This window comes from Streptomyces sp. NPDC058741 (genome assembly GCF_042746715.1).
Classification (GTDB): Bacteria; Actinomycetota; Actinomycetes; order Streptomycetales; family Streptomycetaceae; genus Streptomyces.
Map to the genome: position 1 here is coordinate 31,597 of NZ_JBHYQH010000024.1, position 14,949 is coordinate 46,545.

The window sequence follows — 14,949 nt, forward strand, 5'->3', positions numbered from 1 at the left end:
GACGGCACTCCCCCGCGCGGCGGACGGACCCCGGGAGCGCGGAGGCGGTGCTCACGGCCGGCTGCGGGAGCGGCGTCCGGCCGGTGTGTTCAGTAACGCTGCTGCTGCGGTTGGCCGTGCGCCTGGCCGCCCTGGCCGCCCGCGCTCTGGATCCGCAGCTGCTCGGCCTGCTCCTTGGTCACCTTCTGCTCCGCACCGCAGAACGTGCACTGCGTGGCGTACTTCGTCGAGATCGGGAACAAGGGCACGAAGAACAGGGTGAACTTCGTGACGCGCTTCCTCAGGGTGTGTGCGGACGGGTTGCCGCACTGGCCGCACACCAGCGTCAGTATCGCCAGCTGGTGGAGATAGCCCTTGGTGCCGAAGATGATCACGTGTCGGTCCTTCCCGGGTCGGATCTTCCTCCAGTGTCCTGCATCGCGACATCCCGGGCGCGCGGGCCCCTCGTTCGTGTGGAGAGCCCGGCGGGGTGCGGGCCGGACGGGTGACGGCGGCCCGGGGGCCGTGCGGTGCGCCGGTACGGTTCCGCGGTGACCTCGATCTCACCCGAAACGCAGTCCGTGCAGACCGACGACCTGGGCTCCCTCGTCGTCCTGTCCTGGCGGGGCACCGCCCCCGAAGGGGACGTCCCCTACCTCCTGGCCTGCTCCCTCGGAGACGGTGCGAACGGTCCGGAGGCCACGTCGAAGGCCATCGAGGAACTGCTGGCCGACGCGGGCCTCCCCGTCGGCGAGGGCCTCGTCCACGCGACGCAGCGGCCGAGCCTTCCGGTGAGCCTGCTCGTCGTGCCCGGTTCGGCCGTCCTCACGGTGCGGCACCTCAGGGCCCAGTTCGTACCGCCGGAGAACTGGCTGGAGGCCGTGGCCGAAGTCGGTCACGCCTACCTCATCTTCGCGACCCTCCCCTGGCCGGAGGGGGGCGAACCCGGTGACGCCAGGACGCTGGCGGCCTTCACCTCGGACGAGGACGTGATCAGGTCGGCGGCGCACGTCGTCCTGCCCGCCCGGCGCCTGCGCAGCTGACGTACGAGGCCGCCCGGGCCGCCGTGAGGGCGGCCCGGGCTGTCGCGCGTCACGGCGAGGTCAGCCGGACAGCGCCGCCAGCACCACGCCCTTGGCCTCCTCCTGGACCCGGCCGAGGTGGTCGGGGCCGAGGAACGACTCGGCGTAGATCTTGTAGACGTCCTCGGTGCCCGAGGGGCGGGCCGCGAACCAGGCGTTGTCCGTGGTCACCTTGATGCCGCCGATGGCGGCACCGTTGCCCGGGGCCTCGGTGAGCACCGCGGTGACCGGGTCCCCGGCCAGGGTGTCCGCGCTGACCTGCGCCGGGGAGAGCCGGGCGAGCAGGGCCTTCTCCTCGCGGGACGCCGGGGCGTCGATCCGGGCGTAGGCGGGCTCCCCGAAGCGGGTGGTCAGCGCCGCGTAGTGCTCCGAGGGGGTCTTGCCGGTGACGGCCGTGATCTCGGAGGCCAGCAGCGCCAGGATGATGCCGTCCTTGTCGGTGGTCCACACCGAGCCGTCCCGGCGCAGGAAGGACGCCCCGGCCGACTCCTCCCCGCCGAAGCCGAGGGTGCCGCCGGCCAGCCCGTCCACGAACCACTTGAAGCCGACGGGCACCTCGACCAGCTCGCGGCCCAGATCGGCGGCGACCCGGTCGATCATGGCGGAGGACACCAGGGTCTTGCCGACGCCGGTGCCCGCGGGCCAGCGGTCGCGGTGGGCGTACAGGTAGGAGATGGCGACGGCCAGGTAGTGGTTGGGGTTCATCAGGCCCGCGTCCGGGGTGACGATGCCGTGCCTGTCGGCGTCCGCGTCGTTGCCGGTGGCGATGTCGAAGCGGTCGCGCTGCCCGATGAGCGAGGCCATCGCGTACGGCGACGAGCAGTCCATACGGATCTTGCCGTCCCAGTCCAGCGTCATGAACCGCCAGGTGGGGTCGGTGTGCGGGTTGACCACCGTGAGGTCGAGGCCGTGCTGTTCGGCGATGCGGCCCCAGTAGGCGACCGAGGCCCCGCCGAGCGGGTCGGCGCCGATGCGCACCCCGGCCGAGCGGATCGCGTCCAGGTCGAGCACGCCGGGCAGGTCGGCGACGTACGTGCCGAGGAAGTCGTAACGTGCGGTCGTGGGGGCGGCCAGGGCGCGGGGGTACGGGACGCGCCGTACGTCCTTCAGGCCGCCGCGGATGATCTCGTTGGCGCGGTCCTGGATCCGGGAGGTGGCGTCGGAGGCGGCGGGGCCGCCGCTGGGCGGGTTGTACTTGAACCCCCCGTCGGCGGGCGGGTTGTGGGAGGGGGTGACCACGACGCCGTCGGCGAGGCCGGTGGTGCGGCCGCGGTTGTGGGCGAGGATGGCGTGCGAGACGGCCGGGGTCGGCGCGTAGCCGTCCGCGGCGTCGATCAGCACCGTCACCTCGTTGGCGGCGAACACCTCAAGGGCGGTGACGCGCGCGGGCTCCGACAGGGCGTGGGTGTCGGCGCCGAGGAAGAGGGGGCCGTCGGTGCCCTGGGCGGCGCGGTACTCGCAGATGGCCTGGCTGGTCGCGGCGATGTGGTCGTCGTTGAACGCGGCCGCCAGCGACGAACCGCGGTGTCCGGAGGTCCCGAACGCGACGCGCTGCCCCGGGTCGTCGAGGTCGGGACGGAGTGCGTAGTACGCCGTCACCAGCCGAGCGACATCGACGAGATCTTCGGGACCGGCCGGACTGCCCGCTCGCTCGTGCTGCATGGCCCGCTCCTCCGTAAGGGTCGAATCTTCGTGTGCGCTCTCATCCTTCCCCGTCGTCACGGTGACGCGCGAGGGGGGCACTCCGGGAAGGGCCGGATGTGCGCCACGCCACGAGGAGGCGCCGTCGCACGGGTCGCGCGCACGGAGGAGGCGACGCTGCGGACCACCGGGCCGGTGGTGCGCGGCGCCGCCGGCTCCCCTCGTGGCCGTCGCGCCGAAGGCGCGTCGGCGGAGGTCAGATCCGCCCGCCGGTGAGCCGGGTGAGCGGGCCGTACGTCCCGCGCTCCGCGCGGCGGCCCACGGCGTACGACGCGGCGGTCAGGGCGGTGATGCCGGCCCCGACGCCCGCGGCGACGAGCTTGCGGTGGGCGATGACCGTCCAGGCGGTCATCGCCGTGGCCGCGACCTGGCCGGAGGCCGTGACGACCGCCTGGCGGCCCGACTCGACGCCCCGGGCCGCGGTCTGCGCAGCCGCCTTCGTGGTCTGGGCCGTGCGCTGGGCGCCCGACTTGACCGTCTCGGCGGAGCGCTGGGCGCCCGACGTGGCGGTCGACGCCGCGTCATCGGCCTTGCCCGCCGCGCTCTTCGCCGCCTGGGACGCCGACGAGGTCGCCTTGTCCGCCGCGCCGCGCGCCTTCGACCCGGTCTCCCGTGTCGTGGTGGCCTTCTGATTCGTGCGCTTGTTCTCTTCACTCATGGAGACCGCCTTGCCTCTGTCCCGTCCGGCAAACAAGTTCGCCTCACGCCCGGTCGGGTGGTGAGGTGCCTGAGGGTGCCGCCGGGGGGTAGGCGGAGTACGGACGGATACACCGGAGCACGAAGGAAGGAACGTCATGGCCGGAATGCTGAACCGCATCAAGCAGTTCGCCCGCAGCCCGCAGGGGCAGCGGACGATGGAGCAGGCGCGGCGGGCCGCGGCCGACCCCCGCAAGCGGGCCCAGGCCCAGCGTCTGCTCGGCAGGCTCCGCGGCCGCCACTGAAGGAACTGGTCCGACGGGCAGGGCGGGCAACGGCAGGAGGGCACGCGGGCGGTGCGCTCGGCCCATGCCGGGACGGCCGAGGGGAAGACCGCGCGCGTGGCACTGGCGTACTGCGGGACGAGCGGGGCCGGGGGCGGAACTGACCGCACCCACCGCCCGCCGCGAGGGCTCAGCCTGCGCGGATGCGGCATCGGGCAGGATGGGGCGCATGAGCGTAGTCAAGATCAATGTGCTGACCGTACCCGCCGAGCAGCGGGAGACGCTGGAGAAGCGGTTCGCCTCCCGGGCGCACGCCGTGGAGAACTCCGACGGGTTCGAGTGGTTCGAGCTCCTCCGCCCGGTCGAGGGCACCGACACCTACCTCGTGTACACGCGGTGGCGTGACGAGGAGTCCTTCAAGGCCTGGATGGAGGGGCCGATGAAGGCCGCTCACCAGGGCGGCGGCGAGGGCGGCGAGCGGCCCAGGCCCGCCGCGAGCGACGCGACCCTCTGGTCGTTCGAGGTCGTGCAGCAGGCGGCCCCGAAGGGCGCCTGACCCCCGTACGGACGAGGTCCCCCGCCCCGCGGCAGGCGCGGGGGACCTCGTCCGTGGTGCTCAGCCGTGCCGGGAGCGCGACGGGGCGGCCGTACGGCCGACCGCGGCCGCCAGTTTGCGCAGCCGGCGCCAGTCCAGACGCGGCGGCGCCTCGGGGACTCCCGGCCGGTCGCGGGGCACCCGGACCCGCAGGGCGCGCCGTGCGATACGGCAGTGGACGGGAGCCGGCAGGGTGAGCGCCTCGCCGTCGAGGCCCACCTCCAGCCGCGGTTCGTCGGCCTCGACGACGACGTGCTGGGCGGTGAGCACCGTGAGGCCCTCCGGGCGCGGGGAGAGCAGGAGTCCGGCAGCCTCCACGGCACTGTCCACACGGACGGCGAGCACGCCCAGCTTCCCGGAGTTCAGCCGGTCCCGCCGGCCGAAGCCGAACGGATCGTCCATGCGGTAGGCGTTGTTGCTCACCAGGACGGCCTGCGGGTCGGGGATGGTGGTGCCGTCGGCGCGGGCGGTCAGCCGGGGACCGGCCTGCCGGGTGAGGAGCTCGGGCAGCCGCTCCAGCGCCGCGCCCACCTTGCCCTCGCGGTAGCCCGGGCTCTGCACGACGGCCCCGTACACACCGAAGGAGGCGTTGTTGACGAACGGGTGGTCCGCGGCGAAGCCGAGGTCGACGCGGAGTTCGACGCCGTCGGTGAGGGCGTCGAGGCAGGTGGACGGGTCGTCGCGGTCCAGGCCCAGGTCCATCGCGAAGTGGTTGCGGGTGCCGGCGGCGATCACGAGGAACGGCAGGCCGTGTTCCGCGGCGACGGCGGCGACCAGGGCCTGGGTGCCGTCACCGCCCGCGACGCCCAGCAGGTCGGCCCCGTCGGCGACGGCGGCCCGGGCGAGAGCGGTGACGTCCTGGTGCTGCTCGGGATCGAGCAGCACCACCCGGGCGCCGAGCGCCTCGGCCTTCTGCCGGAGGTCGAACTTCTCGACCTTGCCGCCGCCGGAGCGCGGGTTGAGCAGCAGGAAGGGCCGCTGCGGCGGCGGTGTCCTGTACTCCTTGAGGCGCACACGCCTCAGGCCCGTGCTGCGCAGGGCGTAGCGGCCGCTCCAGACGGCCCCGCACCACAGCAGCAGCGACAGGAAGACCACCCACAGCAGGTTCGCCGCGGCGAAGAGGATGACGAGGCCGACCGGAGCGACCAGGGCCAGCGTGGCGGCCGCTATCCGCAGCACGCCGCGCCGGGACAGCACCCACCACAGGGCGGCGGCGGTCAGGGCGAGGCCCGCCAGACCGGCCACGAGCAGCAGCAGGCCCAGCAGGCCGCCGGCGACGAGGGGCATCAGCACCGCCGAGGCGGCGGCGGCCAGGGCTCCCCTGGCGGCCCATCTCTGCCGGCGGTGGTCCCCCACGCTCGACGCCGATCCCATGTCGTCCCTCCGCTCGAAGGCCGGCGCGGGCGGCCCGCGCGACCACGTCCGGCCGTGACCATGGTGCCCGCCGGCGGTCCGGCCCGGCCACTGGCGACCCTGACGGCTCCCCCGCCGAACGGCAGGCCAGAGGTGAAGATCCGCCCGGGGGCCATGCGTAGCGTACGCGGCTCACCGGGCACACCGGTTCCGGACGGCACCCGCTCCGGACATGCGGGCGCCGGAGGCGGGAGCGGGGGTGGCTGGGCGACCGCGCTGATCACCGGCCGACACGCACACCAAGGGGGTTCTCGGTGCGGGCGATGGCGCATGTGACGGACGGGGTGCGGGTGACGAGGCCGGCGCTCGCCTGCCCGCCTGGCGAGCGCCGCCACCTCGTGGTCGGACCGGACGGGCGGTGCCGGTCCGGGACGACAGGGTGGACGTCAGGGCACCGAAGCCGGAGGAGGTACCGGGCGTGGGGGGCGGCAGCCGGGGCTGTCGTACTGTCGCGGCGGCGTGGGTGGTTCCGGAGGGACCGGGCTGGGCGGCCTGGGCGCCCGGGTGCCGGGATCCGGGACCCGGGCGCCCCTGGGGTCAGCTCGTGCCCGTCCAGCTGTGGGCGACGTCCACGATCACCCGGTCCTCCAGCTGGAGCACCCGGAACGGCAGCCGGGCGCGGACGCCGAGGCCGATCTGGGTGTCTCCCTCGAAGCTTCCTGCGAACCGGGTGTCCCGGAACGTGCGGTAGCCGGTGAGGTCGACGCCCGGCAGCGGCCGGCTCACCCGGCCGGGATAGGTGGCGGCCCCGGTCTCCGGGTCGTAGGCGGGCGCGGCCACCCGCACCTCGATGACCGCACCCCCGGCGACGGGGATGAGCCGGCCCGATCCGTCCTGGTGGAGTTCGTCGACGTACTGGACGGTGTAGCCGACGCCGCTGCCCGCTCCGGGCACGTCGACGACCATCCGGTCGAAGCAGGTGTGGCGCCCGGTCCTGATGTTCCGCAGCGGCGCCGCCGTGGCGCCGGCGTCGGTCTTGGCGAGGCTCCCCCACCCGGTCGGGCACGCCGTGGCCGCCTGCGCGGTGGTCTGCTGGGCGGCCGCAGGTGCGGCGCCGGCCGGGATCGCGGCCACGCCGAGCGTGGCGCCGACGAGCGCGAGAGTCGCGCATGCTCTTCCGATGGTTGCCATGGCCGCCCCCGAGGTGTGCAGGTCACTGTTACCCGATGAGACATCCGGCCGGGCCGAAAGGTTGCACTCGTCGCGCCGGACCGCCGACCATGGCACATCCTGGTGGGGAGCGATTGGTGTCCGGTGCGTCCGTACCGGGAGGACGCGACATGGATGAGGCAACCGCCGTACCGGACGGCCCGCGGGCATCCCGTGGCCGGAACCGGGGCGGCGGGGGTGCCGGCGCGGGCCGGGCCGGGGACGCGGAGCGGATCGAGGACGCCCTGACGGCCCCGCTGATCACTGCCGTACGGGATCTCGACGGCTACGGCGGACTCGTCTACCTGCGCTCCCGCGACCGGCGTTCGCTCGTGCTGACGATGGTCACCGGCGTCCCCAGGTCGCTGCTGAGGAGCTGGTGGCGGGTGCCGGTGGGCGGTGCCCTGCCGATGGCGGAGGCCTTCCGTCGTGACGAGACGCTGTGGCTGCCCGACGAGCGCGCCGCCATGGTCCGTTTCCCGCGCTTCACCGCCGGGCTGCCCTACTCCTTCGGCTCCGCCCACCAGCCCGTCCGGTGCGGCGGCGAGTCCGTCGGGGTGCTGGTCGTGCTGCGGTCGGCGGCCCGGACGCCGATGGACGCGGAGGCGGTCGGCCTCGCGCTGCGCCCCGCCGAGCGGGAGATGGGGCAGCGCCTCGCCCGCCTCGTCCCCCACGGGCCGGGGCCCGCCGCGCAGGGGGTCGAGTACGACGACGAGCCCGTCAGCGTGCGGTTGCCGACCCCGGCCGTCCACCCGGTCCGGGTCGGGCTCTTCGAGTGGGACCTGGACAGCGGCCGGTGCACCCTGGACGACGAGGCCCTCGCGCTGCTCGGCGTCGCCCGGGCGGACTTCGGCGGCACCATGGCCGACGTCGAGGCCCGGGTCAGCCCCGACGACCTGCCCGAACTGCGGGCGAGCCGGCGCGACGCGCTCACGACCGGCCGGGTCCGCTACCGGCACTTCCGGGTGCTCGAAGCGTCCCCGGCCGGTGAGGAGACCCGGTACCGGCCCGTCGAGCTGTGGGGCCACTTCGTCGCCGGCGGCGGCACGGCCCGGACGCTGGTGGGTGCCCTGGTCGACGCGGCCGGCGGGCTGACCGCGTCCGAGGCCGCCGAACGGCTGCCCGACGGACTGTTCTCCCTGGACCAGGACGGCCGTCTCACGTACGTCAACCGGTGTTGCGAGGAACTGCTGGACTGCGGCCGGGAGGCGCTGCTGGGCCGGTATCCGTGGGAGGTGATCACCTGGCTGCGGGACCCCGCCTACGAGGACCGCTACCGGGCGGCGATGCTGTCGCAGGAGCAGGTGTCCTTCCTCGTGCGGCACCAGGGCGGGCACTGGCTGAGCTTCGTGCTCCACCCGGACGTGCACGGACTGACCGGCCGCGTGTACCCGACCGGGCCGCCCCCGGGCGGGGAGCCGGCGCGTGCGGGCGGGGCGGGCGCCGTGACCGCCGCCGGGGGCCCGGCCGGGGCTCCGCCGGTCGGGCCGGTGACCGCGGCGCGGGCCGGGGCGTTGTACCACGTGGTGCAGATGGCGAGCGTGCTCACCGAGGCGGTCACCGTCCGGGACGTGTGCCGGGCCGTGTCCGAGCAGCTGCTGCCGGCGTTCGGGGCCCGCGAACTGGCCCTGTACACCGTCCGCGAGGGCCGGATGTACCTGCTGTGGGAGTCGGGCTACCCGGAGGGCTTCCTCACCCCGTTCGAGGGCACCACCCTCGACACGCAGCTGCCGGGCGTGCACGCGCTGACCACGCGCCTCCCGCTGTTCTTCGAGTCGCCGCAGGAGCTGTCCGTCGCCTATCCGGGCATCGCTCTGGACCGGATGAGCGCCTGGTCGTTCCTGCCGCTGATCGCCTCCGGGCACCCGGTCGGGTCCTGCATCCTCGGCTGGGACGCCCCGCACCGGTTCACGCCCGACGAGCGCTCGGCCCTCACCGCGCTGAGCGGGCTGACCGCGCAGGCCATGGAGCGGGCCCGGCTCTACGACGCGGAGTCCGCCGTCGCCCGCGGCCTGCAGGAGGGCCTGCTGCCGCACCGGCTGCCCGCGGTGGAGGGGCTGCGCACCACCGGCCGCTACCTGCCCGGCACCCAGGGCATGGCCATCGGCGGCGACTGGTACGACGTGATCACCACGGGCCGCGGGGTGGCCCTGGTCATCGGGGACGTCGAAGGGCACAGCGTCGGGGCGGCGGCGGTGATGGGGCAGCTGCGCAGTGCCGTGCACGCCTTCGCGGCGAGCGAGCGCCCCCCGCAGGAGGTCGTCACGCACACCAACCGGCTGCTGGCCGACCTGGAGTCGGACGCCTTCGCCACCTGCTGCTACATCGAGCTGGACCCCCGCACGGGGCACGCCCTCGCCGTGCGCGCGGGCCATCCCCCGCCGCTGCTGCGCCACCCGGACGGGCACTCCGAGACCCTGGACCTCGCGGGCGGGGTGATGCTGGGGGTGCAGCCCGACTCGGTCTACCCCGTCACCGAACTCGTCCTGGATCCCGGCAGCGTGCTCGTCCTGTACACCGACGGGCTGGTGGAGTGGCCCGGCAGTGACATCGAGACCGGGATCGACCGGGTCCGCCGCTGTCTGGCCAAGACCCCGGCCGACTCGGTGGAGCACCTCGCCGACCTGCTGATGCGCACCGCCCGGACCGCGCGGGAGCGTCCGGACGACGTGGCGCTGCTGCTGACGGGATACCGCTGACCGGCACCGGGGGACGGTGCGGGCCGGCCGCGCGTGTCCCCGCGGCACCTGGCCTGGAGTAGTGTTGACGTGCCCGGGTCTGTCGGCGAGGCGGTGGTCGGTGGTGGAGTGGCAGAGGTACGCCGAGCAGATGGCGCTGCTCGCGCGCGATCTGCTGGCGCAGGATTCCGTCCAGGCGACGCTGGACGCGATCGCGGAGTCCGCGGTGAAACTGATCGAGGGCTGTGACGCGGCGGGCATCCTGACGGTGTCCAAGGGCCGGACCGTGACCCTGGCCGCCTGCGGCGACGTGGTCGAGGAGTCGGACCGGATGCAGGGCGAGCTGGGCGAGGGCCCGTGCTTCGACGCCGCGCAGCGGGTGGACGGCGAGCGGCTGTTCCGCATCGCCGACATGACGCTTCCGCAGCCGTCCTGGCCGCGCTACTCCCAGGTGGCCCGCGACCTGGGCATCGGCAGCATGACCGGGGTGCTCCTCTACACCGACCAGCAGAACTTCGGCGCGCTCAACCTCTACTCGTACCGCCCCGGGGCGTTCGGCAAGGACATCGAGTCCGCGGGCTGGCTGCTGGCCTCGCACGCCGCCGTCGCGCTGTCCAGCGCCCGCACGGTCGAGCAGCTGGAGCACGCCCTGGAGACCCGGCACGCGATCGGCGAGGCCATGGGGATCCTCATGGAACGCCACCGGCTGAGCCAGGACGATGCCTTCACCGTGCTGCGGCGCCTGTCCCAGGAGCACAACATCAAGCTGCGCGACGTGGCGGGCCACGTCCGGGCCGACGCCGCCCCGCAGAGCTGACCGACCGGCGCGGACGGGACCCGGACCGGGCGATCCGGCAGGGCTCGGACGCTGCTCGCCGGCCGTACCGGATCCGAGGGGGGCTCCGCTCTTCTCGTGGCCGGGGCCAGACCGTCCCCTCCCCCGGCCCTCGCGCCCGGCCGCTCAGAGGCAGTAGCGGACGAGCCACTCGTCCTGGTTGTACGCGGTGCGCGCGGGATCGAGCGTGCCGGCCGGGCGCTCCTCGACCATGTCCTCCACGCGGACCGGCTCCGGGAGTGACCCGAAGCGGGCCCGGCGTGCGGCGGCCTCCGTCTCGCTGCTCTGCTGCGACCTCGCCTCGTCCATGGCGCATCCCCTCTCCGCTGGCCTGCCCGACCGATCGGCTCTGCCTGGGCACAGAGTTGACGCGTGGGGCGCTCCCTTGGTTCCCGTACGGCCGGTCAGCCGTGGACGTCGCGCCGGCGGTGGCCGGGGAGGACGGCCGGTCGGAGTTCCCGTGGGCCGGGCCGTCTCCTCAGACCCGGTGAACTTCCGCCGGGGCGGTTCCCAGTGCGCCCGTCCGACGGCGGTAAACCTTCCTGTCGGTTCCGCGCGGCCGGCCCCCTTCCCACCCCCCACCCTGCTCGGAGGCACCGTGAGACACCCGTCCGTCCCGCCCTCTCGCCGCACCGCCCTCGCGCTGTTCGGCGCGGTCACCGGCAGCCCGTTCCTGCGGCCCGCCCACGCCGCGGCCTCCGTGCGCGCGGGTGGTCCGTCAAACAGCCGTCGAAGTGGACCTCCGGCCGGGCCGTCGTGCTGCCTAGCGTCACGGCCATGAACGCCACCACCACGCGGGGATCCCTGCTCGCCGCGCTCGCCTGTGTCCTCGTCGGAGGGTCCTTCACCGCCAACAGCGTCCTCGGTGACTACCCGTACGCGGGCGGCCAGTTCCTGCGGTACGGGCTGGCGTGCCTGCTGCTGGTCCCGTCGGCCGGGAGGGGCGCCGCCGCCCGTCTGAGGGCCCTCGGGGCACGGCAGTGGGCCCGTCTCCCCCTGCTCGCGGCGGTCGGCATGGTCGGATTCAACCTGGCCGTCATCGCCGCGGAGCGCACGGCCGAACCGGCCGTCCCCGGTGTCCTCGTGGGCTGTGCGCCCGTGGCCGTCGCCGTACTGGTGCCCCTGCTCGACGGCCGCCGGCCGCAACGGCTGGTCCTGTACGGGGCGTTGCTCGTGGCCGCAGGTGCCTTCACCGTCCAGGGCTGGGGGCGCGCGGACGGCGCGGGACTGGCCTTCTCGGTGTGCGCGCTCGCCGGCGAGGTCGGTTTCGCCGTGCTGGCCGTGCCCGTGCTGCGGCCCCTCGGGCCCCGGCTGCTGTCGGCGACGGTGTGCGCGGTCGCGGCGCTGGAGTCGGCGGCGGTCGGCGTCCTGGTGGACGGGGCCGGCTGGCTGCGGCCTCCGGACGCCGTGGAGACCGGGGCGCTGCTGTGGCAGGCGGTGGTGGTCACCGTGATCGGCTTCGTCTGCTGGTACATCGGCATGCAGCGCATCGGCGCGGAACGCGCCACCCTGTTCTCCGGCCTCATCCCCGTCGCAGCCGCCTGCACGGCACCACTCGTCGGCACGGGCTCCTACGGTCCCGCGCAGGCGGCGGGCAGCGCGCTGGTCGGCCTCGGGGTGGCCCTGGGATCCGGGGCGCTCACACGGGCGGGGGGACACCGGGGGACCCCGATCCCCGACCTCCCCGAACAGGCACCGGCACTGCCCCGGCAGCCCCCTCGCCAGGGCACGGCCGCAGGCGGGCGCGCGCAGTCCGCGCCGGAGTGATCGCGCGGTCCTCCGGCGGACGGCAGCGCACCTCCGGCCGGCGCGGGAGCCGAGCGCGGACACGCGAACGGCGGCGGGACCGGTCCGGGTCCCGCCGCCGTCGCGCACCCGCTCCGGGCGTTCGGCTCAGGTGCGCCGCACGCGGCGCAGCACCACGAGGCCCGCGATCACCAGGACCGCGCCCGCCGCTCCCGGCCAGAGCTGGGCTCCGGTGTCCGCCAGGCCGCCCTGACCGACCGCCTGCGGCTCCGTCCGCGACGGGGCCGACGGAGTCGCGGCGGCGCTGGTGGCCGCGCCGACCGCCTGGCCCCCGCCGCCGTCACCGCCGTCGTCTGCCACGTCACCCGCGTCGTCCTTCCTGCCGCCCGCGTCGCCGCCGTCGGGCGACGTCGTGGTGAGGGTCCCGGGCGCGGTCGTGGCGGGAGCCGCGGAGATGTCGCCGGGCTCCGGCTTGTCCGCCGGGGGCTCGGAGGCCTCGCCCCTGCCGTCGCCCTGGTCACCGCCGTCGCCGGGCTTGCCGCCGGCGTTGTCGCCCCCGTTCCCGTTCTGCGGGGCCCCGGGGGCCTTCGTCGGCTGCTCCTGCGGGGCCTCGGGCGTCTGCGTCGGCTCCTCCTTCGGGGGCTCGGGCGCCTGCGACGGCTCCTCGCCGGGCTGCTCGCCCGCGCCGACGCCGCACTTGCGGCCCTCGTTGATGCAGTCGACCATCTCCTGCATCAGTTTCTCGTCGAAGACGTTGACGAAGTCGCCGTGGTCGGTGACCGGCTTGTGCAGCTGCTCGGGGAAGGAGTCCACCGCGAACAGCGGGGTCGTCCGGCCGCCGTCCTGGAGGCTGGGCGCGTCGACGTCGTAGACGATGCGCTGGACCAGCTGCGGGATGGGCCGGAAACCGGACGGGCAGGCGCCGGCGGCGTCTGCGAACGCCACGTGCGTACGGTGGTTGGCGCTGTCGATGTTGCGGCCGTCCCAGCAGCTCTGGAACGTGAACGTCCGCACGACGTCGCTGCCCTGCGGGCACAGCGGGTACTTGTCCTTCAGCTGCCGGTCCTCGAAGCCGGTGCAGCTCCAGGACGCGTTGGCGTTGGCGGGTCCGTTGAGGAAGGCCTTGGCGTCGCCGGTGATGATGCGCAGCAGCCGCGGCATGGCCGTGACCTTCCCGCGCGGGTTGCCGACGAAGTCCAGCGTGACCTGCTTGGGCGTGACGATCTCGCCGGCGTTGCCCTCGATGCCGCCCCCGGGCTTGTCGGCGTCCTGCTCCCGGGTGCCGTTCTGCAGGCGCAGCACGGGCCAGTAGTAGGTGGACTTGTCGCCCTGGTCGACGCAGCTGGTCTCGGCGTTCTCGAGGTCCCGGTCGCTGGCGAAGGCGTTGTTGGCCTGGTTGCCGACGTAGTCGTGGAAGTGGTGGGCGCCGTTGGAGACGCCCGGGGCCACGATGATGTTGTCGGAGTTGAACAGCCCGTTCTCGTTGACTCCGCACCTGGTGGCGAAGGAACCGCGGGAGGCGTCGCCGCCCTGCTGGGGGCTGTCGGCGTTGGGCTGGACCTTCCTGATGTCCGTGAAGTCGGCGGCGACGGGGCCGTTGCCGGCCTGCCCGCCGTTGCTGCCCTGGCCCTGCTCCTGGCCGCCCGGTTCCTGGCCCGGCTGTTGACCGCCGTCCCCGGCCCGGCCTTCGCCCTGGGCGGGGGCCTGGTTGCCGGACTCCCGTACGGTGCAGGCCGCGAGGGCCTCTAGTCCTTCGGGCCGGTCCCCGACGCGGTCGATGGCGATCGAGATGCGTTCGAGGGTCGCGGCCCGCTTCTCCTTCAGCGGGTTCGTGATCGCGTCGTCGGCGAAGCCGGAGTCCCGCTGAATCTCCTGGGCCGACTCGCTCAGCCGCTGGTAGGCCTGGGTGATCTGCTCGTCCAGAAGGGCGAGTTCCTTGTCGACCTCGGACCTCGCCTGGTCGGGGACCGAGGTCAGCTTGCTGCCCACGTCCGGGCAGTCGATCGTCGTGCCCGCGGTCGGAACCCCCGTGCCGGAACGTGTCTCGGCGGCCTCACCGCCCGAACCGCCGTCCGTGGCCGAGGCGTAGACGTTGGCCGCCATGAGTCCGCCTCCGCCCAGGATCAGCGCGAATGCGGCGAAGGTCGCGCGTCGTGGGCCTGTAGGGCGTCTTCGCGTGTTGCGTCCCAAGGGTGCTCTCCTGCGCTTGTGGCGTGCGGGCATGAAAATCCCCTCGCCCCATACGCACGGGAGACCCGGCGCGTTCAGGTGCCCCGAAGATTTTCGGAACACTCTCATGAGGCACGCACGGCCCGGGTCCCCGCCGGACCTCCCCGCCCGGCGGGGAGGCGCAGGTCAGCGGAAGTTCACGTCACTGCACAGGAAGTACGTCTGGTCCCTGTGCGAGGCCTGCCAGATCGTGTGGACGACGTGCCTGCCGCTCAGTCCGGACGTGTTCACGGGGATCGAGTAGTTCCGGCTGGGGCGTACTTGCCGGAGCGGGCCACCAGTTGGAGGTCGCTCCACTTCAGCGACTGGGTGACGGGGGCGAAGCCCCGCCGGGTGACGTAGACCAGGAAGCAGTCGGCGCCGTGGCCGGCCTGGTCGTAGGGCTTCACGGTGAAGTTGGCGGTGACGTCCGTCGTCTTCCAGGCGGCCACCCGTGTCCGGGGAGTCGTGGCGGCCACCCTCGGTCCGGCCGCCGCTGCACAGCTGGCCGTCGGGGACGACGGCCTGGAAGTGCCCGGCCGACCGGTTGCGGTACAGCCCGTTCCGGTTCCACATGGCGTTCGGACGTCGGGAGTGTGGTGCTTGCGGTGTGCCGTTCCGTTCATGGGATTGCGCCACTTCC

The 14,949-nt window shown here is 74.2% G+C and carries 15 protein-coding genes; 6 read left to right on the plus strand and 9 right to left on the minus strand.

Features of this window, described 5'->3' with window-relative positions:
- Positions 1-89 precede the first annotated feature (89 nt).
- Entirely contained in the window at positions 90-374 is a 285-nt protein-coding gene (locus ACFW6P_RS20090) for a zinc-ribbon domain-containing protein (RefSeq protein ID WP_386359321.1), read from the minus strand.
- Positions 375-530: 156 nt separating this feature from the next.
- On the opposite strand from ACFW6P_RS20090, the gene ACFW6P_RS20095 reads away from it, so the two are divergent.
- Positions 531-1,022, plus strand: coding sequence for a DUF5949 family protein (locus tag ACFW6P_RS20095; RefSeq protein WP_386359320.1), 492 nt, complete (start codon positions 531-533; stop codon positions 1,020-1,022).
- A 60-nt stretch (positions 1,023-1,082) separates the two neighbouring features.
- On the opposite strand, the gene pgm is transcribed toward ACFW6P_RS20095, so the two are convergent.
- Both pgm and ACFW6P_RS20105 read right to left on the minus strand, forming a co-directional pair.
- Positions 1,083-2,723 (minus strand): phosphoglucomutase (alpha-D-glucose-1,6-bisphosphate-dependent), encoded by a 1,641-nt coding sequence (pgm, locus tag ACFW6P_RS20100; protein WP_386359319.1) that lies wholly within the window; start codon positions 2,721-2,723, stop codon positions 1,083-1,085.
- Positions 2,724-2,958: 235 nt separating this feature from the next.
- Positions 2,959-3,420: a hypothetical protein gene (locus ACFW6P_RS20105; protein ID WP_386359318.1), complete on the minus strand. Its 462-nt coding sequence runs from the start codon at positions 3,418-3,420 to the stop codon at positions 2,959-2,961.
- A gap of 136 nt (positions 3,421-3,556) precedes the next feature.
- Here ACFW6P_RS20105 and ACFW6P_RS20110 point away from each other — a divergent pair, with 136 nt between their 5' ends.
- Positions 3,557-3,703, plus strand: a complete 147-nt coding sequence (locus ACFW6P_RS20110; protein ID WP_386359317.1) for a hypothetical protein — start codon at positions 3,557-3,559, stop codon at positions 3,701-3,703.
- Between the two features lie 208 nt (positions 3,704-3,911).
- Entirely contained in the window at positions 3,912-4,238 is a 327-nt protein-coding gene (locus ACFW6P_RS20115; protein ID WP_386359316.1) for an antibiotic biosynthesis monooxygenase family protein, read from the plus strand.
- Between the two features lie 60 nt (positions 4,239-4,298).
- Here ACFW6P_RS20115 and ACFW6P_RS20120 read toward each other — a convergent pair whose 3' ends face one another.
- Positions 4,299-5,651 carry a diacylglycerol/lipid kinase family protein gene (locus tag ACFW6P_RS20120; protein ID WP_386358867.1) on the minus strand — a complete coding sequence of 451 codons (1,353 nt, stop codon included), beginning with the start codon at positions 5,649-5,651 and terminating at the stop codon, positions 4,299-4,301.
- Positions 5,652-6,227: 576 nt separating this feature from the next.
- Entirely contained in the window at positions 6,228-6,821 is a 594-nt protein-coding gene (locus ACFW6P_RS20125) for a hypothetical protein (RefSeq protein WP_386358869.1), read from the minus strand.
- A 149-nt stretch (positions 6,822-6,970) separates the two neighbouring features.
- Between ACFW6P_RS20125 and ACFW6P_RS20130 the strand changes: the two genes are divergently transcribed.
- Together ACFW6P_RS20130 and ACFW6P_RS20135 are read left to right on the plus strand one after the other, a co-directional pair.
- On the plus strand, positions 6,971-9,538 hold the full coding sequence (locus ACFW6P_RS20130; protein ID WP_386358870.1) for a SpoIIE family protein phosphatase: 2,568 nt from the start codon (positions 6,971-6,973) through the stop codon (positions 9,536-9,538).
- A gap of 130 nt (positions 9,539-9,668) precedes the next feature.
- A complete protein-coding gene (locus ACFW6P_RS20135) occupies positions 9,669-10,334 on the plus strand; it encodes a GAF and ANTAR domain-containing protein (RefSeq protein ID WP_386358941.1) in 666 nt (221 codons plus the stop codon).
- 144 nt (positions 10,335-10,478) lie between these two features.
- On the opposite strand, the gene ACFW6P_RS20140 is transcribed toward ACFW6P_RS20135, so the two are convergent.
- Positions 10,479-10,661, minus strand: a complete 183-nt coding sequence (locus ACFW6P_RS20140) for a hypothetical protein (RefSeq protein WP_386358872.1) — start codon at positions 10,659-10,661, stop codon at positions 10,479-10,481.
- A 468-nt stretch (positions 10,662-11,129) separates the two neighbouring features.
- Here ACFW6P_RS20140 and ACFW6P_RS20145 point away from each other — a divergent pair, with 468 nt between their 5' ends.
- Positions 11,130-12,119, plus strand: a complete 990-nt coding sequence (locus ACFW6P_RS20145; protein WP_386358874.1) for a DMT family transporter — start codon at positions 11,130-11,132, stop codon at positions 12,117-12,119.
- Between the two features lie 126 nt (positions 12,120-12,245).
- On the opposite strand, the gene ACFW6P_RS20150 is transcribed toward ACFW6P_RS20145, so the two are convergent.
- From ACFW6P_RS20150 to ACFW6P_RS20160, 3 genes are all read right to left on the minus strand, one after another.
- On the minus strand, positions 12,246-14,201 hold the full coding sequence (locus tag ACFW6P_RS20150) for a DUF1996 domain-containing protein (protein WP_386358875.1): 1,956 nt from the start codon (positions 14,199-14,201) through the stop codon (positions 12,246-12,248).
- A gap of 252 nt (positions 14,202-14,453) precedes the next feature.
- The gene (locus ACFW6P_RS20155) at positions 14,454-14,558 is read right to left on the minus strand and encodes a lytic polysaccharide monooxygenase (RefSeq protein WP_386358877.1); all 105 of its coding nucleotides are present in this window, start codon (positions 14,556-14,558) and stop codon (positions 14,454-14,456) included.
- Entirely contained in the window at positions 14,555-14,932 is a 378-nt protein-coding gene (locus ACFW6P_RS20160; RefSeq protein ID WP_386358878.1) for a lytic polysaccharide monooxygenase, read from the minus strand. The genes ACFW6P_RS20155 and ACFW6P_RS20160 overlap by 4 nt, the downstream gene beginning before the upstream one ends.
- Between the last annotated feature and the right edge of the window lie 17 nt (positions 14,933-14,949).